The organism is Variovorax sp. 10N420 (assembly GCF_056394705.1).
Genome location: NZ_JBFTIJ010000009.1, coordinates 140287 through 157631, shown reverse-complemented (window position 1 = coordinate 157631; position 17345 = coordinate 140287). Strand labels below are relative to the sequence as shown.

The 17345-nt window shown below is 63.3% G+C and carries 18 protein-coding genes; 8 read left to right on the top strand and 10 right to left on the bottom strand.

What is annotated here, in order from left to right; translation table 11 throughout:
* Positions 1-19: 19 nt before the first annotated feature.
* The 3 genes from dbpA to AC1DEK_RS22495 are packed head-to-tail and all read right to left on the bottom strand — an operon-like array spanning position 20 to position 2010.
* On the bottom strand, positions 20-1426 hold the full coding sequence (dbpA, locus tag AC1DEK_RS22505; RefSeq protein WP_478127513.1) for an ATP-dependent RNA helicase DbpA: 1407 nt from the start codon (positions 1424-1426) through the stop codon (positions 20-22).
* A gap of 8 nt (positions 1427-1434) precedes the next feature.
* Positions 1435-1704, bottom strand: coding sequence for a translation initiation factor IF-1 (gene infA, locus AC1DEK_RS22500; RefSeq protein ID WP_028249914.1), 270 nt, complete (start codon positions 1702-1704; stop codon positions 1435-1437).
* Positions 1705-1761: 57 nt separating this feature from the next.
* Positions 1762-2010, bottom strand: coding sequence for a hypothetical protein (locus AC1DEK_RS22495; RefSeq protein WP_478127512.1), 249 nt, complete (start codon positions 2008-2010; stop codon positions 1762-1764).
* 425 nt (positions 2011-2435) lie between these two features.
* On the opposite strand from AC1DEK_RS22495, the gene AC1DEK_RS22490 reads away from it, so the two are divergent.
* On the top strand, positions 2436-3443 hold the full coding sequence (locus AC1DEK_RS22490) for a S1C family serine protease (protein WP_478127511.1): 1008 nt from the start codon (positions 2436-2438) through the stop codon (positions 3441-3443).
* 17 nt (positions 3444-3460) lie between these two features.
* Here the strand turns inward: AC1DEK_RS22490 and AC1DEK_RS22485 are convergent, their stop codons facing one another.
* On the bottom strand, positions 3461-4516 hold the full coding sequence (locus tag AC1DEK_RS22485; protein WP_478127510.1) for a sugar phosphate isomerase/epimerase family protein: 1056 nt from the start codon (positions 4514-4516) through the stop codon (positions 3461-3463).
* Between the two features lie 179 nt (positions 4517-4695).
* Between AC1DEK_RS22485 and AC1DEK_RS22480 the strand changes: the two genes are divergently transcribed.
* Complete coding sequence (locus tag AC1DEK_RS22480) at positions 4696-5577, top strand: gamma-glutamyl-gamma-aminobutyrate hydrolase family protein (RefSeq protein ID WP_478127509.1); 882 nt, start codon at positions 4696-4698, stop codon at positions 5575-5577.
* Here the strand turns inward: AC1DEK_RS22480 and AC1DEK_RS22475 are convergent.
* Together AC1DEK_RS22475 and AC1DEK_RS22470 are read right to left on the bottom strand one after the other, a co-directional pair.
* On the bottom strand, positions 5574-5738 hold the full coding sequence (locus AC1DEK_RS22475) for a hypothetical protein (RefSeq protein ID WP_478127508.1): 165 nt from the start codon (positions 5736-5738) through the stop codon (positions 5574-5576). The genes AC1DEK_RS22480 and AC1DEK_RS22475 overlap by 4 nt on opposite strands.
* Positions 5739-5752: 14 nt before the next feature.
* Positions 5753-8680: a DNA topoisomerase III gene (locus AC1DEK_RS22470; protein ID WP_478127507.1), complete on the bottom strand. Its 2928-nt coding sequence runs from the start codon at positions 8678-8680 to the stop codon at positions 5753-5755.
* Between the two features lie 85 nt (positions 8681-8765).
* Here AC1DEK_RS22470 and AC1DEK_RS22465 point away from each other — a divergent pair, with 85 nt between their 5' ends.
* Genes AC1DEK_RS22465 through AC1DEK_RS22455 form a run of 3 tightly spaced genes read left to right on the top strand, consistent with a single transcriptional unit; the run spans position 8766 to position 10407 of the window.
* Complete coding sequence (locus tag AC1DEK_RS22465) at positions 8766-9419, top strand: SET domain-containing protein (protein WP_478127506.1); 654 nt, start codon at positions 8766-8768, stop codon at positions 9417-9419.
* Between the two features lie 2 nt (positions 9420-9421).
* On the top strand, positions 9422-10219 hold the full coding sequence (locus AC1DEK_RS22460) for a biotin--[acetyl-CoA-carboxylase] ligase (protein ID WP_478127505.1): 798 nt from the start codon (positions 9422-9424) through the stop codon (positions 10217-10219).
* The gene (locus AC1DEK_RS22455) at positions 10216-10407 is read left to right on the top strand and encodes a sporulation protein (RefSeq protein WP_478127504.1); all 192 of its coding nucleotides are present in this window, start codon (positions 10216-10218) and stop codon (positions 10405-10407) included. The genes AC1DEK_RS22460 and AC1DEK_RS22455 overlap by 4 nt, the downstream gene beginning before the upstream one ends.
* Here AC1DEK_RS22455 and AC1DEK_RS22450 read toward each other — a convergent pair.
* The 3 genes from AC1DEK_RS22450 to AC1DEK_RS22440 form a co-directional block, all read right to left on the bottom strand.
* Positions 10404-11870, bottom strand: coding sequence for a sensor histidine kinase N-terminal domain-containing protein (locus AC1DEK_RS22450; protein ID WP_478127503.1), 1467 nt, complete (start codon positions 11868-11870; stop codon positions 10404-10406). The genes AC1DEK_RS22455 and AC1DEK_RS22450 overlap by 4 nt on opposite strands.
* A 142-nt stretch (positions 11871-12012) precedes the next feature.
* Positions 12013-12687: a response regulator gene (locus AC1DEK_RS22445; RefSeq protein ID WP_093165483.1), complete on the bottom strand. Its 675-nt coding sequence runs from the start codon at positions 12685-12687 to the stop codon at positions 12013-12015.
* A gap of 51 nt (positions 12688-12738) precedes the next feature.
* Complete coding sequence (locus tag AC1DEK_RS22440) at positions 12739-13224, bottom strand: MarR family winged helix-turn-helix transcriptional regulator (RefSeq protein ID WP_478127502.1); 486 nt, start codon at positions 13222-13224, stop codon at positions 12739-12741.
* 145 nt (positions 13225-13369) lie between these two features.
* On the opposite strand from AC1DEK_RS22440, the gene recA reads away from it, so the two are divergent.
* Positions 13370-14500: a recombinase RecA gene (gene recA, locus AC1DEK_RS22435; protein WP_478127501.1), complete on the top strand. Its 1131-nt coding sequence runs from the start codon at positions 13370-13372 to the stop codon at positions 14498-14500.
* A gap of 71 nt (positions 14501-14571) precedes the next feature.
* Positions 14572-15021 (top strand): recombination regulator RecX, encoded by a 450-nt coding sequence (recX, locus tag AC1DEK_RS22430; RefSeq protein ID WP_478127500.1) that lies wholly within the window; start codon positions 14572-14574, stop codon positions 15019-15021.
* Positions 15022-15057: 36 nt separating this feature from the next.
* Here the strand turns inward: recX and argC are convergent, their stop codons facing one another.
* Complete coding sequence (gene argC, locus AC1DEK_RS22425) at positions 15058-15981, bottom strand: N-acetyl-gamma-glutamyl-phosphate reductase (RefSeq protein WP_478127499.1); 924 nt, start codon at positions 15979-15981, stop codon at positions 15058-15060.
* Between the two features lie 193 nt (positions 15982-16174).
* Here argC and sucC point away from each other — a divergent pair, with 193 nt between their 5' ends.
* Positions 16175-17341: an ADP-forming succinate--CoA ligase subunit beta gene (sucC, locus tag AC1DEK_RS22420; RefSeq protein WP_478127498.1), complete on the top strand. Its 1167-nt coding sequence runs from the start codon at positions 16175-16177 to the stop codon at positions 17339-17341.
* Positions 17342-17345: the final 4 nt, after the last annotated feature.

The window sequence follows — 17345 nt, the reverse complement described above, 5'->3', positions numbered from 1 at the left end:
AAAAAATCGAAGGACGTAATTAAGCCACATCGTCGAGCAGCCGCACTTTGACGGTCTTGCCCTTGACGCGGCCAGTGGAAAGCTTGTGCACGGCTTCGCGGGCAATGCGCCGGTCGACCGCCACGTAAGTGGAGAACTCGTTGACGTTGATCTTGCCGACCTGTTCGCGCGTGAAGCCGGCTTCGCCGGTCAGGGCGCCCAGGACGTCGCCGGCGCGTATTTTTTCCTTGCGCCCACCGATGATCTGCAGCGTGGCCATCGGGGCCCGCAGGGGATCAGCGTCGCCGGACGGGCCGGCAGTGAGCTCGGAAAGGGGATGCCATTCGGATTCGCGGCCTTGCAGCTGCTCGATCTTTCCGACGCTGCCCATCTCGTCCATGCTGGCGAGGCTGAGCGCCAGACCTTCCGCGTCGCCGCGGCCCGTGCGGCCGATGCGGTGGATGTGGATCTCGGGATCGGGGGTCACGTCGACATTGATCACTGCTTCGAGTTGTGCAATGTCGAGACCGCGCGCCGCGACGTCGGTGGCGACCAGAACGGAACAGCTGCGGTTGGCAAACTGCACCAGCACCTGGTCTCGCTCGCGCTGCTCCAGCTCGCCGAACAATGCCAAGGCGCTGAAGCCCTGGCTTTGCAGCACCTGAACCAGATCGCGGCACTGCTGCTTGGTGTTGCAGAAGGCGAGCGTGCTGGAAGGACGAAAGTGGTTGAGCAACAAGCTCACGGCATGCAGCCGCTCGCTATCCTTGACCTGGTACCAGCGCTGGCGGATCTTGGCGCCGTCGTGCTGGGCCTCGACCGTGATCTGCTGCGGCGTCTTCATGAACTGCGCGCTGAGCTTGGCGATACCTTCGGGGTAGGTCGCCGAGAACAGCAGGGTTTGTCGTTCCTTCGGGCAGAGCCGTGCGACCTTGGCGATATCGTCGAAGAAGCCCATGTCGAGCATGCGGTCCGCTTCGTCGAGCACCAGCGTGTTGAGTGCTTCGAGGTCCAGGCTGCCGCGGTCGAGGTGGTCCATGATGCGGCCGGGCGTGCCGACCACGATGTGCGCACCGTGCTCGAGGCTGGCGAGTTGCCCGCGCAGCGCGACGCCGCCGCACAGGGTGATCACCTTGATGTTTTCGGCGGCCCTGGCGAGGCGGCGGATTTCCGTCGTCACCTGGTCTGCCAGTTCGCGCGTCGGGCACAGAACCATCGCCTGGACCGCGAAACGCCTCGGATTGAGATTGGCCAACAGCGCCAGTGCAAAGGCAGCCGTTTTACCGCTACCGGTCTTGGCTTGCGCAATCAGGTCCTTGCCCAGGAGCGCCACCGGCAGGCTGGCCGCCTGGATCGGCGTCATCTGCACGTACCCGAGCTGCGTCAGGTTTGCCAGCGTTTCTGGCGAAAGGGCCAGCGTGGCGAAATCAGTGGCCGGACCGGTCACGGAGAGGATCAGCGACGCTGCGAGTTGTTGCCGGAATTGACCGGCGGCGGACCACGGCGCTCGAGATGGCGGAACGTGATGCGGCCCTTGGTCAGGTCATAGGGCGACAGCTCCAGCGACACCTTGTCGCCGGCCAGGATGCGGATGTGATGCTTGCGCATCTTGCCGCCGCTGTAAGCGATCAGCTGGTGGCCGTTGTCGAGGGTCACGCGGTAGCGCGAGTCAGGCAGCACTTCCGTGACTGCGCCGTTCATTTCGATCAGTTCTTCCTTGGGCATGAATTACCTTTGATTGAATATGTTTGTCGTAATTGGACAGGAAAATGGTCGGCCGGTTCAAGCGGCGCAATGCACAGGTGGGGCGCTGCGTTCGCGCACCCAGCCCAAGCCTTCGTCGACGGCGTAGCGCACCGCTGCGGCGCGGCTGGCAAAACGTGGGGTGAAGCGCATGACCCGGTCATGCATGCCGCTGCCGCGGCCTGAGCGGATCGATACAGACGCCGCAAAGCGGCCGTCGTCCAGATCCTTGATGAGCGGCGAGACTAGGTACTTGCCCACCGCGATGCTGTGTTGAATGATGTCCATCGAAAGCCTTGCGCAACACGACTTCGCGCTACGCTGAAAAATATTTGAAAAAACGAGCGCAGGCCGGGCCGGATGGCGCCCACCGGGGCGGACAGCGCGCTATTCGCTTCAACAAGTACGAAGGCAGTGGTGGCAATCATGGGCGCCCGGTCTGGCGCACCAACACACTGTAAGAGCCGGCTTGCTTTTAAAAGGGCCTGGGGATTCCAGGCCAGCCGGCGAGTTTGACGAAATGCTTCGTCGTGGTATCGAAACGAACCCGGCATTCTATCCGACTGGCACAACAGTTGCTATTTCAATCTTGTGACACGACTTGCGTGTGACGCGCTTGCGACGCACGATGGCAAGTACAACGTCCGAGGAGCGCGGCCATGCAAGTTCAGCGATCAGGCACTCGATCTTCGCTCGTTCGATGGTATGGCTGCATGCTCGCGGTCAGTTTGATCTTCTTCTGCCCGGCAGCGATCGCGGCAACATCAGTCCCCGACAAGGCCGCGACGAACGCGCAGATTCGTGCGCTCAAGCGCGCTGGCGACGCGGTTGTCCTGGTCAACGTCACCGCAACGGAAGGTGCCACTTCGGCCGACAGCCTTGGCCAGCGGCGCTCGGGGTCCGGCGTCGTCATCGGATCCGACGGACTGATCCTCACGATCGGCTATTTGTTGCTCGAAGCTGAAACGATCGAAGTCGTCACGCAGGACGATCACGTCCTGCCGGCGCGACAAGTGGCGTATGACCTCGCGACCGGATTCGGCCTGATCCGGCCGCTGGTGCCACTGCGCGGCATCGAGCCTGTGCCGCTTGCCGGCATCGGAGCGCTCAAGCTGGGGCAGCCGCTCCTGGTCGCCACCGGGGGCAGCAGCGGCACAGAGGTGGGATTCACGCGTCTGACCGGTACACGTCCGTTCTCGGGCTACTGGGAGTACTACATCGACGCCGCGATATTCACCAGTCCACCGGTGCCAAACCACAGCGGAGCGTCGCTCTTCAACAGCAACGGAGAGCTGCTCGGTATCGGAAGTCTGTTCGTCCTGGAAGCCGGCGGGCCGGACGAGGCCTTGCCGGGAAATATGTTCGTCCCGGTGGAGCTGCTGCGGCCTGTGTTGTCGGAGATGAAAGCGACCGGCACCACGCGCGCGAGCACCAGGCCATGGTTGGGCGTGTCCTCGTCGGAGCGCGGGGGGCATGTGCAAATCGTGCGTGTGGATCGCTCCGGCCCCGCGCTCGAGGCAGGCGTGCAGCCCGGCGACGTGGTGCTGGAAATCGACGGCGTTCAGGTCAGTACGCTGGAAGCCTTCTACAAGCAGCTCTGGAAGCGGCCGGGCGCCGAAGGCGATGTCGAGCTCACCGTGCAACAAGGATCGGAAGTACGGAAGATCACGGTGCATGCGGTGGATCGCATGCGGACCCTCCGCAAACCTCAAGGCATATAGCCGGCGCTTTCGTCGGCTCAGTTGATTCCCAGGATTTTCTTGTTGGCGGCCTTGTCGATACCGCCTGCTGCGAAGTCATCGAACGCACGATCGGCCACCCGGATGATGTGCTGAGCGATGAATTCCGCGCCTTCCCGGGCACCGTCTTCGGGATGCTTCAGACAGCATTCCCATTCCAGCACCGCCCATCCCGGAAAGTCGTAGGCAGCCATCTTGGAGAAGATCGAGCCGAAATCCACCTGCCCGTCACCCAGTGAGCGAAAGCGCCCGGCCCTGTTGATCCACGACTGGAAGCCGCCGTAGACACCCTGCTTGCCCGTCGGATTGAACTCCGCATCCTTCACGTGAAAGATCTTGATCCGGTCGTGGTAGTGGTCAATGTACGCGAGGTAGTCCAGTTGTTGGAGGACGAAATGGCTCGGGTCATAGAGCAGGCAGGCGCGGGGATGGTTGTTCACGCGCTCGAGGAACATCTCGTAGGTCACGCCGTCGTGCAGGTCTTCGCCGGGATGGATCTCGTAGCAGACGTCGACCCCCACATCGTCGAAGCGGTCGAGGATCGGTTTCCAGCGCCGGGCGAGTTCGTCGAAGGCTTCCTCGATCAGGCCGGCCGGGCGAGGCGGCCATGAATAAAGATAAGGCCATGCGAGTGCCCCCGAGAAGCTCGCGTGAGCCGTCAAGCCTAGGTTGGCCGATGCCTGGGCGGCATAGTGGAGTTGCTCGACCGCCCATTTCTGGCGCTTGACCGGATCGTTGCGGACCTCCGGCGCGGCGAAACCATCGAACCCGGCGTCGTAGGCCGGATGCACCGCGATCAACTGTCCCTGAAGATGGGTTGAAAGCTCCGTGACCTCGAGCCCGTGGCTTGCCAGCGTGCCCTTCACCTCATCGCAGTAAGTCTTGCTTTCCGCCGCTTTCTTGAGATCGAAGATGCGGGCGTCCCAACTGGGGATCTGGACGCCCTTGTAGCCAAGATTCGCGGCCCAGCCTGCAATAGCTTCGAGCGAATTGAAAGGCGCAGTGTCCCCGGCGAACTGAGCCAGAAAAATCGCCGGCCCCTTGATGGTCTTCATCGGTGGTCTCCTAGGTTCGATCGGTGTAAATGATGCACTCGTTTTGCGTCCACGCAACGCAAGGCACCGTCCGACACGCGCGATAGGGCTTGGCGTGTGCGCTTGGCGGTGGAAGGTTTCACAATGGTTTCTCTGTCCACCTGGGGGCGACGCGGCATACGCGGCGGCCCGAAAGAGCGATGTCACAAACGGTTTCCGGGCGCCTCAAGATCGGCCTGTCCGCCTGCTTCTCCCACGCCGACCCCGAGCGCTCCTTGTTCACGAACAAGACGCTGCAATATGTGGAGCAGTCGATTGCGCACTGGCTGATGTCCGCCGGCGCGATGGTGGTGATGGTTCCATGCCCGACCGGCGAAACGGCGCGGGGTGACACCAAGCTCTCGCACTACGCCGAATGGCTCGATGGCGTCGTCATGCATGGCGGCTCCGACGTCTGGCCCGGAAGCTACGGTGAAGTGCCGCTCAAGGACGCATGGAACGGTGACCGTATCCGGGACCTCTACGATCTGGCGCTGGTGGAGGCTTTCGAGCAAGCTGGCAAGCCGATCTTCGGCGTCTGCCGGGGGCTGCAACTGATCAATGTGGCCTTCGGAGGCACGCTCTACCAGGACATCGAGGCGCAGCACCCCAACGCGCAGCGGCATCGTGATCCGGTGGCCTACGACCAGAATTTTCACGAAATCCGCCTCACGCCCGGATCACGCCTGTCGATGCTTTATCCGGGAATGGAAACCACGCGCGTCAACAGCATCCATCACCAGGGCGTGAAGGACCTCGCCCCTGGATTCGAAGTCGATGCATGGAGCATTCCGGACCACGTGGCCGAAGCGATCCGGCGCCGACCGGACCGCGGACGCAGCTACATTGCGGCCACGCAATGGCATCCCGAGTTCCACAAGTACGGCGCGACCGACACGCTCAACGACACCGCCATCCTGGAGGATTTCCTGTGGGCTTGCGCCACGGCCAAGGTCAGCCCCAAGGGGCCGCTGCGCACTGCCCCCGGCCGCATCCGCAACCGCGCGGCGCGCCTGCTGCGCCAGGCACTGCTGATGCGCTAGCGGCTTTGGTTCTTGTAGCTGCTGACGCCCGCGTCGACGGTACCGAATACCGTCACGCCGCTGCTGGAACTGCCGGCACTGGTGCCGCCGCCCGTCCCTGCGCAGGCAGTGAGCAGGCATACGACGCTGGTTGCAAGCAGCGCGGCAAAAATTCGCTTCATGCGGATCTCCGTTTTCAACTCAGATGCTTGCCGACGATGCCGGCCAGTTCGAACATCGTGACCTGATCCTTGCCGAACACGGGCTTGAGCTTTGCGTCGGCGTTGATCGCGCGCTTGTTCGTCGAATCCTGCAGGCCGTTGGCCTTGATGTAGTCCCATAGCTTCTTGATGACTTCGGTCCGGGCCACGGGTTCCCCACCGATCACCGCGGCCAAAGCGTCGCTCGGCTTGAGTCCCGCGCCGGGCTTGCGCGGCGCCTTGGGGGCGGCGGCTTTCTTGGCTGCAACCTTCTTTGCCGCGGCCTTCGCAGGCGCGGCAGTCTTCTTGGCGGCGGGCGCTGCCTTGGTGAAAGTCTTGCGCGGCGGGAACTTGCTGGTGCGCGGCTCGAACTCGAAAGTCACCTTGCCCTCTTCCTTGTTCCAGGCCAGGAAAGCCTTGAACGCGCGGCGCGTGCGCATCGACACGAACTTGTCGAGCAGGTCGGTCTTGCCGGTGGCGAGCAGCTTCTCAACCTGCGCTCGTTCCACGGGCTGCTGAAGAATGATCTTGCCGGTCTTGAAATCGCACGTCGGCGTGGGTTGTTCGTTGGTCGGCACCGACTTTTCGCAAACGTAGTTGCTGCCGTGTTCAAACACGCGTGCGCCGCATTTCGGGCAGGCGCCCAGTGACTCCTGGCCGCTGAAATCGACGATCTCGCCCGTCTCGGCGTTCTTGTCGTCACCGAAATCGAACTCGAGCTTCCAGTTCTTCGCTTCCTCGTCGAACTTGAGGATGATCTCCGACGTGAAAGGCCAACCCGCCTTCGAGCGGAAGCCTTCCAGCGGGCCGATGTGCTTTTCGCGCAGCAACTGCTCGGCTTCCTGGACCTCGAAGGTTCGTCCGGCAGGCGACTTGCCGAACGAGAAGCCGCAAGGTTCCTGGCCAGGCTTGCCGGTGCATGTGTAGCGGCGGTAGTTTTCTTTCACCACGCCGCCGCAGTTGGGGCAGGGTGTCGAAAGCGTGGCGTAGTCCCCCGGCACGGTGTCCCGGTCGTATTCCTTGGCCTTCTTGACGATGTGCTCCGTCATCTCGGCGATTTCGCGCATGAAGGCTTCCCGGCTGAGCTTGCCGTGCTCCATCTGCGCAAGCTTGTATTCCCACTCGCCGGTGAGCTCTGCCTTGGAGAGTTCCTCGACGCCGAGGCCGCGCAGCAGCGTCATGAGCTGGAACGCCTTGGCGGTCGGAATCAGCTCGCGGCCTTCGCGGTACATGTACTTTTCGGCCAGCAAGCCTTCGATGATGGCCGCGCGAGTCGCTGGCGTGCCAAGGCCTTTTTCCTGCATCGCCTCGCGCAGTTCGTCGTCGTCGATGGTCTTGCCTGCGCCTTCCATGGCGCCGAGCAGCGTGGCTTCCGAATAGCGCGCGGGCGGCCGCGTCTTCAGGCCTTTGGGTTCAGCGGATTGGACCTTGACCATTTCGCCAGGCTTGACCGGCACCAGGCGCTTGCCGTCCTTGTCGTCTTCCTTCTCGTCGTCCTGGGCTTCCTTGCCATAGATCGCGAGCCAACCCGGCTTGACGAGCACCTTGCCGTCCGTGCGAAACGGATACTTCTTGCCCGCATGCTCGACAGTGCTGATGCGTGTCGTCACCTGGTATTCGGCACTCGGGAAGAAGACCGAAAGAAACCGTCGAACGACGAAGTCATAGAGCTTCTGCTCGGCATCCGAGAGGCCGCTAGGCGCTTGCAAGGTCGGGATGATCGCGAAGTGATCGCTGACCTTGGCGTTGTCGAAGATGCGCTTGGAAGGCTTGACGTAGCTGCCGTCGATCGCCTGCTGTGCAAAGGGCGCCAAGTGCCGAATGCCGCTGTTGGCGAGCATGCCCATGGTTTGCTTCACGACAGGCAGGTAGTCCTCGGGCAGCGCGCGCGAATCGGTACGCGGATAGGTCAGCGCCTTGTGACGCTCGTAGAGGCTTTGCGCCAGCGCCAGCGTCGTCTTGGCGCTGAAGCCGAAGCGGCCGTTGGCCTCGCGCTGCAGCGATGTCAGGTCGAACAGCAGCGGCGACGCCTGGGTGGTCGGCTTGCTTTCCTCGGTGACGCTCGCGACCTTGCCGCGTGCGGCTTCGGCAATTTCACGGGCATCGCGCTCGTTCCACACACGGTCGGCACGTTGTTCAGGGTCGGCCACGCCATCAGGGCCGGGCGGCGGTTTCCTCCAGGCAGGATCGAACCACTTGCCGGGGTATTCGCCGGCTTCGGCCAGGAAGCTGCCATGCACTTCCCAATAGTCGCGGCTGACGAACTTGCGGATCTTTTCTTCGCGCTCGACCACCACCGAAAGCGTTGGGGTCTGCACGCGGCCCACGGTGGTGAGAAAGAAACCACCATCGCGCGAATTGAACGCCGTCATGGCACGGGTGCCGTTGATGCCGACCAGCCAATCAGCCTCGGACCGTGAACGCGCGGCGTCGGCCAGGCCCCGCATCTGCTGCTCGGTGCGCAGCTGGTCGAAGCCCTCCCGAATGGCTTGCGGCGTCATCGACTGCAGCCAGAGCCGCTTCACGGGTTTGCCGAGCGTTGCTTTGCCGCCGGCATATTGTTCGATCAGCCGGAAGATCAACTCACCCTCGCGGCCCGCGTCGCAAGCGTTCACAAGCTGGGTCACGTCCTTGCGCTTGGCCTGCTTGACCACCGCATTGAGGCGGGTCTTGGTCTTGTCGACCGGCTTCAGGTCGAACCGTGGCGGAATCACCGGCAGGTTCGCGAAGCTCCATTTGCCGCGCTTGACGTCGAACTCCTCGGGCGCCTGGATTTCGACCAGGTGGCCCACCGCACTCGTCACGACATACTTTTCGTTTTCGAAGTGCTCCTCGTGCTTGTCGAATTTGCCGGCCACGGGCGTGAGCGCGCGCACGATGTCCTGGGCCACCGACGGCTTCTCTGCAATCACCAAAGTCTTCATTGACAAGTCATCCTTACAATCTGGCGCTTCTCGCGTGCGCACGCGCACGCGCATGCGTACATATTCAAACTATCAGACTTCGCCGATGCCTTCCAAGTCCCCTGTTTCCAGCGGCCGTCGCATTCAGACTCGGCGCTCGGCCGTCCATGGCAACGGCGTCTTCGCCGTGCAGGATATCGCGGAGGGCGAGACGCTCATCGAATACAAGGGCGAAGTCATCACGTGGAAGGAAGCGCTGCGCCGCCATCCGCATGACCCGGCCCAGCCCCATCACACGTTCTACTTTCATATCGATGACGGCCATGTGATAGATGGCGGCGTCAAGGGCAATGCGGCGCGCTGGATCAATCACTCCTGCGACCCAAGCTGCGAGGCCGACGAACAGGACGGCCGTGTCTTCATCAAGGCGCTGCGCAATATCGCCGCCGGCGAAGAACTGAGCTACGACTACGGCCTTGTCATCGACGAACCCTATACAGAAAAGCTGAAGGCGGACTTCCCGTGCTGGTGCGGCTCGGAGAATTGCCGAGGCACTCTGCTGGCGCCGAAAGGCGGTGGCAAGGGCAAGAAGAAGGACAAGGGCGCCAAGAAGAACGCGAAGAACGCCAAGAACGCGAAGAACGTCAAGGACGCCAAGACAAAAAGCGCCGCGAAGAAGAAGGACAAACCCGAGAAGCCAGGGAAGGGCAAGGCGCGCAAGGATCCGAAGAAGCAAAAGGCCAAGTCCAACAAGGGCTGAACATGGCTGCACGCTGGTTCGAAGACGAGATCGCGCACGCACTGGCAGAGTCGCTGCCGGGCCTGAAGGTGGAAGTCGTTGCCGAGATCGACTCCACCAGCAGCGAATTGATGCGCCGAGCGCGCGATGGACGCCGGTCTCCCATGCTTCTGGTGGCCGAACGGCAGACTGCCGGCCGGGGGCGTTTGGGCCGCAACTGGCAAAGCGCGCAAAGCACGGGCGAGCCTGCATCACTGACCTTCTCGCTCGGGCTGCCCTTGGCACCGCGAGACTGGTCGGGCCTGTCGCTTGCCGTTGGCGTGAGCGTTGCCGAAAGCCTGGACCCTTCAAATGCGGCGGGGCTCGCGCTGAAATGGCCCAACGACCTATGGGTCGGCGACCGCAAGCTCGGCGGCATCCTCATCGAAACCGCGTTGCTCACTCCCGACGCGGCCGAGCGCTATCTGGTGATCGGCATCGGGATCAACATCGGTCCGCGCGAGGCGGCCGGATTCAGCACCGCACCAGCCTGGCTCCAGGAGTGGCAGCCGCTTGCCAAAGCCGGAGAGGTGCTTCGCGAGATCGTGGTGCCGCTGGTGCACAGCGTCCGCGAATTCGACGAACGAGGCTTCGTGCCTTTTGCGTCGCGGTTCGCAGCGCGCGACATTCTTCGTGGCCGCGATGTGTGCCTGAGCGACGGCACCGAGGGCCAGTGCGAAGGCGTCGGCTGGGGCGGTGAGCTGTTGGTGCGGACAGCCGACGGCATGAAGACCATCACCAGCGCTGAAGTCAGCGTGCGGCCTGCTCGTCCGTCCCGATGAAAGTGCGCCTCTTGGTGGTGGCGTTGCTATTGGCCAACTTGGGCTACTACGCGTGGTCGCACGGTGGGCTTGCTGTCTTCGGTGCCAAGCCGGCGCGCTTCGATGAGCGCGAACCTCAGCGTCTGCAGCAGCAAGTGCGACCGCAATTGCTCGAAATTCGCAAGAACGCCGCGAGCACAGCCCTTTAGCTGCTCAAGCGAACGGCGTGCCGTTCACTTTCGTTTCCGTCGAAACGCAGGCTGACGAGCGTGCCTGGTGGATGCTGTCCCGGATGCGCGTCTTCCAGTCGCACCGTCGCAAAGTGCTGGCGTGCAATCTCCCGCACGATGGGCAGACCAAGTCCTGAGCCGTCCGCCTCGTTGCCGAGCACACGGTAGAAGGGCTCGAACACCAGCTCGCGCTCGCTCTCCGCAATGCCCGGGCCGTTGTCCTCGACTTGCACGACGACGATCCGGCCGAAAGGATCCGCCAGCACTCGCGCAGTGATCACCCCTGGGCGCTCGGGCGCCGAGGGCGTGTAGTTGATGGCGTTGTCGAGCAGGTTTCGGATCAGTTCCTTGAGCAGGGTCGGATTGCCGTCGATCCCCACCCCCGGTGCGCCCGGCTCGGCGCCCTCATAGCCGAGGTCGATGCGCTTGTCGATCGCCCGGGGTACGGCCTCGCGCACGACCTCGATGGTGAGCCGTGCGAGGTCGCAGGGCTGGCGGCCGATGTTGGCGCCGCTGCTTTCCGCGCGCGCGAGCGACAGGAGCTGATTGACCGTGTGCGTCGCACGCACGCTGGCACGGCCGATTTGCTTGAGCGACTGCTTCAGTTCGTCCGCATTGGCGCCTTCGCGCTGTGCAAGATCGGCCTGCATGCGAAGTCCTGCGAGGGGGGTCTTCAGCTGGTGAGCTGCATCGGCAAGAAAGCGCTTTTGCGTGCCGATCGAATCGTTGAGCTTGCTCAGGAGATCGTTCACCGACAGGACCAACGGCACGACTTCGAGCGGCACCGAGGATTCGTCCAACGGACTCAGGTCTCCAGGCCGGCGCTCGCGAATGCGCGCCTCGACCACCGACAGCGGTTTGATGCCGCGCACGAGCGCCAACCAGATCAGAAGCACCGCCAGCGGAAGGATCGCGAACTGCGGCAACAGTACGCCCTTGATGATTTCTGTGGCGAGCACCGACTGCTTCTCGCGCGTCTCGGCCATCTGAAGCAACGCCACCGGTGTGTCGGGGCTGCTGCCGGCTATCCAGAGCGAGGCCACCCGAACCTGTCGCCCATGGATGTCGCTGCTGCTCAGGTACACCGCGCCGGGTGTTGGCGGATCGTCGCTGGACGGAAAGGGCACGTCCGGATCGCCGCTCAGCAGCGTGCCGTGCGCATCGAGCAACTGGTAATAGACGCGGTCGACGTCATCACCACCCAGGATCTCGCGTGCCGGCTGCGGCAGCACGAACTTGACGCGCCCTTGATCGACCTCGACCATGCGCGCCAGCGTCTGGATATTGGATTCGAGTGCGCGGTCGAAGGGCGCGTTGGCAATGCCCTGCGCAACCAGCCAGGTGACCCCGATGCTGACCGGCACCAGCAGCAGGAGCGGCGTGAGCATCCAGTCGAGGATCTCGCCGAAGAGAGAGCGCTGCGCGCGCTGGAAGAGCTTCACGCTCGCCCCCAGGCTTGCCCACTTCGTGTGGCCGCCCACCCCCTACCGGGGGCAACACCAGCGGCCCGGCGGAGCCGGTTCCGCGGTGTTTCACCAATGGGCCTGGCTGCGCAGGCCATTGACGTCAGGGCGCCATGGGGCATCAGGAGGGGATTTTTTCGAGGCAGTAGCCGAGGCCGCGGACGGTGGCGATACGCACCGGGCCCTTCTCGATTTTCTTGCGCAAGCGGTGGATATAGACCTCGATCGCGTTGAGGCTGACTTCCTCGCCCCATTCGCACAGGCGTTCGACCAGTTGATCCTTGCTCACCAGCCGCCCGGCGCGCTGGAGCAGCACTTCGAGAAGGCCCAGTTCGCGCGCCGACAGTTCGATCATCTTGCCGTCGATGGTCGCAACGCGGCCGGCCTGGTCGTAGACCAGCGGACCGTGCTTGATGGCGTTGCTCGTGCCGCCCATGCCGCGGCGCGTGAGCGCGCGCACGCGTGCTTCCAGTTCCTGCAGCGAAAAGGGCTTGGCCATGTAGTCGTCCGCGCCGTAGTCGAGGCCCTTGACTCTTTCCTCGACGCTGTCGGCTGCGGTCAGCACCAGTACCGGCAGTTGCGAGCCGCGTGCGCGAAGTCGCTTGAGAATCTCCAGGCCATGCATATTGGGCAGGCCGAGATCGAGAATGAGTAGATCGAACTCGCTGTTCGTCATCAATGCGGCGTCGGCCTGCGAGCCGGTCGCCACATGATCGACCGCCGAGCCGGAAGTTCGCAGGCTTCGCAGCAGCGCATCGGCCAGCACCTGGTCATCTTCCGCAATCAGTATTCGCATCCCAGCCTCCAGACATCGCAGCTTGCACCGGCCGCCGCCCTGTCGGGAATTCTAGGACGCGGCATAGGCTTCGAGTCCGATGGTTACCACCGTGGCGACGTCATCGCCGACGCTCGCCCGGAACTCTGTTTCGGCCTGTGCGACCGCGTTTCGAAATGCCTGGAGCCATGCCAGCCCATCCGAGGTGAACATCACGCGGCGCGCGCGTGCGTCGAGTGGATCCGCGCTGCGGGTCACGAGGCCCCACGCCTCGCATTGGTCGACCAGCGTGCCCATGGCCTGCTTGGTCATTCCTGCTCGCTCGGCGAGCTCCGTGAGGCGCGAGCCTTCGCGCGCCAGATGCCGCGTGATGTGGATATGGGCCGCGCTCACCTGCGCCCGTGCCGCGAGATTGGAAAGCGCCAGCGGCACGTCCGCGTCGTGGGCCATCAATGCGAGAACGCGTTCATCGAAGCGGCGCATGGCGTGGCCCAGAAGCCGGCCCAGGTGGGTTTGCCGCCAGGCATCGTGGTCGATGGGAAAAGCCATGTCATTCATGCCGGACGATAGTAAACCAAACTGACCAAAAAACACGAGATCGACCGCGAATCAACCTCTACACTACTGTTCAAGCATCCAGCCTGTGATTAAAAGCAGAGTGGATGAATCCAACACAACCCGTTGATATTCAAGGAGTTTTTACATGGACGCAATCGTCAAGGGCACAAGTATTTCGGCCCCCAACAGCGAAAAAGCCAAGGCTCTGCAGGCCGCGCTGGCCCAAATCGAAAAGCAGTTCGGCAAGGGCACGATCATGCGTCTGGGCGAGGGCGAAGCGCTCGAAGACATCCAGGTGGTCTCCACCGGCTCGCTGGGTCTGGACATCGCGCTTGGCGTCGGCGGCCTGCCGCGCGGCCGGGTGATCGAGATCTACGGTCCGGAATCCTCGGGCAAGACCACGCTCACGCTCCAGGTCATCGCCGAAATGCAGCGCCAGGCCGGCACCTGCGCCTTTGTCGATGCCGAGCACGCACTTGACGTGCAATACGCCCAGAAGCTCGGCGTGAACCTGTCCGACCTGCTCATCAGCCAGCCCGACACCGGCGAGCAAGCTCTCGAAATCGTCGATTCACTGGTGCGCTCCGGCGCGGTCGACCTGATCGTGGTCGACTCGGTCGCCGCGCTCACGCCCAAGGCCGAAATCGAAGGTGAAATGGGCGACTCCCTGCCTGGCCTGCAGGCTCGCCTCATGAGCCAGGCGCTGCGCAAGCTCACGGCCACCATCAAGAAGACCAACTGCATGGTCATCTTCATCAACCAGATCCGCATGAAGATCGGCGTGATGTTCGGATCGCCCGAAACCACCACCGGCGGCAACGCCCTGAAGTTCTACGCCTCCGTGCGCCTCGATATCCGCCGCATCGGAACCATCAAGAAGGGCGACGAGGCGATCGGCAACGAAACCAAGGTCAAGGTGGTCAAGAACAAGGTCTCGCCGCCCTTCAAGACCGCGGAGTTCGACATCCTGTTCGGCGAAGGCATCAGCCGCGAAGGCGAGATCATCGACATGGGCGTGACCGCCAAGATCGTCGACAAGTCAGGCGCCTGGTACGCCTACAACGGCGAAAAGATCGGGCAAGGCCGCGACAACGCGCGTGAGTTCCTGCGCGAAAACCGCGAGCTGTCGCGCGAGATCGAGAACAAGGTGCGCGAATCGCTCGGCATTCCGCTGCTTCTGGCCGAGACACCCGACGCGTCGGCGGAAAAGGCTGAGAAGCCCGAAAAAGCAGAGAAGGCCGAGAAAGCCGAGAAAGCCGAGAAGGCAGGGAAGTAGGGCGGCTCCTCCGCAGCAGCGCTCGCCCGACGCGGCGGGCGCGGTTATGAACCGCAGCGATCATTCATGCCATGGCCTTTGCCGCACCATCCCTCAAGGGCCGCGCGCTTCGCCTGTTGAGCCAACGTGAGCATTCACGCGCGGAGCTCGAACGCAAGCTCGCCAAGTACGAAGAGCAGCCGGGCGAGCTGTCACGCGCGCTCGACGAGCTGACCGCCAAGGATTTCATCAGCGAGGCGAGGGTGGTGCAGTCGGTTCTGCATCAGCGTGCCGCAAGGCATGGCGCTGCCCGAGTGCGCCAGGAATTGCTTCACAAGGGCATCGCACCCGAAGCCATCGCGGAGGCTGTCGCGGGCCTGCAGGGCAGCGAGCTGGACCGCGCCCGCGAAGTCTGGCGACGCCGCTTCGATGCGCTCCCGCAGGACGCAACGCAACGCGCGAAGCAGACGCGATTCTTGCTGGCGCGCGGATTCTCCGGCGCCGTGGTCTCCAGGGTGTTGCGCTACGACCCGGACGAGTGAGCCGCCGCGCCGGGAGGCTGCAAAGCCAGGATCGGTTCAGATCCCCAGCATCAGCTTCAGGTTCTGGACCGCCGCACCGCTAGCGCCCTTGCCCAGGTTGTCGAGCCGGGCGATGACGACGGCGTGCCGATGGTCTTCATTCGGGAACACGCGGATCTCGAGCTGATTGGTGTCATTGAGGGCCAGCGGATCGAGCTTGCCATCCGAGGTCGGCGGCAACACCTTCACGAACTGCTCCGGCGTGTTGCTCTTGGCGTAGTGCGAGGCGAGAGCCTCGTGCAGGTCGCTCGCCTTCGGCCGACCGGGCAGGTCATCGAGGTGCAGCGGCAACTGGACCAGCATGCCTTGCTTGAAGTTGCCCACTGCGGGAATGAACACGGGTCGGCGGGTCAGGCCGGTGTATTTCATGATCTCGGGGATGTGCTTGTGCTTGAGTCCGAGCGCATAGGTTTCGAAAGCCGGCGCGGCGCCTGCTTCATACGCTTCGATCATGGTCCGACCGCCGCCGGAATAGCCGCTGACCGAGGGCAGGGCGATCGGGAACCCGGGTGGAAGCAGTCCGGCATCGACCAGCGGGCGAACGATTGCGATGGCGCCCGTCGCGTAGCAGCCCGGATTGGCGACGCGCTCGGCCTTGGCGACGGCGTCCTTCTGGCCGGCCACCAGCTCTGGAAATCCGAACACCCAGCCTTCCGCCGTACGGTGCGCGGTAGAGGCGTCGATGATCTTGGGACGGCGGCCTGCGAGTTGATCGATCAAGGCCACTGATTCACGTGCGGCGTCGTCGTGCAGGCAGAGCACCACGAGATCGACGCCTGCCATCAGCTCACGCTTTGCGGCGACGTCTTTTCGGAGCTCAGGGGCGATGCTCACGAGTTCGATGTGCGGCATCGACTGGAGCCGCTCGCGGATCTGCAGGCCGGTCGTGCCGGCTTCGCCATCAATGAAGACCTTGGGCATGGGAGGGCCTCGAAAAAGCTCTGACGTCTCTGGAGCAACTACGTATTGACCACAGCGCAAGGGGCGGCCCTTGGTGCGGCGCACCATGATACAGTCCTCTGCTGTTCGCCGCCCCCGCCGCCAGGCGCCGTGGCCCGCGGACAACAGCCACAATTTCTCCCGATCTCCAAACCCCGTTCCGAGAGACACCCTCATGAAGATTCACGAGTACCAAGGCAAGGAAATTCTTGCCAAGTTCGGCGTGCCTGTGCCCCGTGGCATTCCGGCGTACACAGTGCAGGAGGCGGTCGAAGCCGCTCAGAAGCTCGGCGGCCCCGTCTGGGTCGTCAAAGCCCAAATCCACGCGGGCGGCCGCGGCAAGGGCGGCGGCGTCAAGGTCGCCAAATCGATCGAAGACGTCAAGAAGCTGGCCGGCGACATCCTCGGCATGCAGCTCAAGACACACCAGACCGGTCCTGAAGGCCAGAAGGTGCGCCGCCTCTACATCGAAGACGGCGCGGACATCCAGAAGGAATACTACGTCTCGGTCGTGACCGATCGCGCGACGCAAAAGGTCGCGATCATCGCTTCCAGCGAGGGCGGCATGGACATCGAGGAAGTGGCCCACTCCACGCCCGAGAAGATCGTCACCGAATTCGTCGACCCGCTCACCGGCCTCGGCGACGCGCAAGCCAAGAAGATCTCGGATGCCATCGGCATGCCGGCAGACTCTACGGCCCAAGCCGTGGACGTCCTCAAGAAGCTCTACACCTGCTACATGGAAACGGACGCCTCGCTGGTCGAGATCAACCCGCTCAACCGTGACAGCAAGGGCAACGTCGTCGCGCTCGACGCCAAGTTCAACTTCGACAGCAACGCGCTGTTCCGCCATCCCGAAATCGTGGCGCTGCGCGACCTCGACGAGGAAGACGCAGCCGAAGTCGAAGCCAGCAAGTTCGATCTCGCCTACATCAGCCTCGACGGCAACATCGGCTGCCTCGTGAACGGCGCCGGCCTTGCCATGGCAACCATGGACACCATCAAGCTCTTCGGTGGCGAACCGGCCAACTTCCTGGACGTCGGCGGCGGCGCCACACCCGAGAAGGTGACCGAAGCCTTCAAGATCATGCTGAAGAACAAGAACGTCGAGGCCATCCTCGTCAACATCTTCGGCGGCATCATGAAGTGCGACACCATCGCAACCGGCGTCATCGCAGCCTGCAAGGCCGTGAACCTGCAGGTGCCGCTGGTGGTGCGCATGAAGGGCACCAACGAAGTCGAAGGCAAGAAGCTGCTGACCGATTCCGGCCTGCCGATCATCAGCGCCGACACCATGGCGGAAGCGGCCCAGAAGGTCGTGGCAGCAGTCAAGAAAGCCTAAGGAA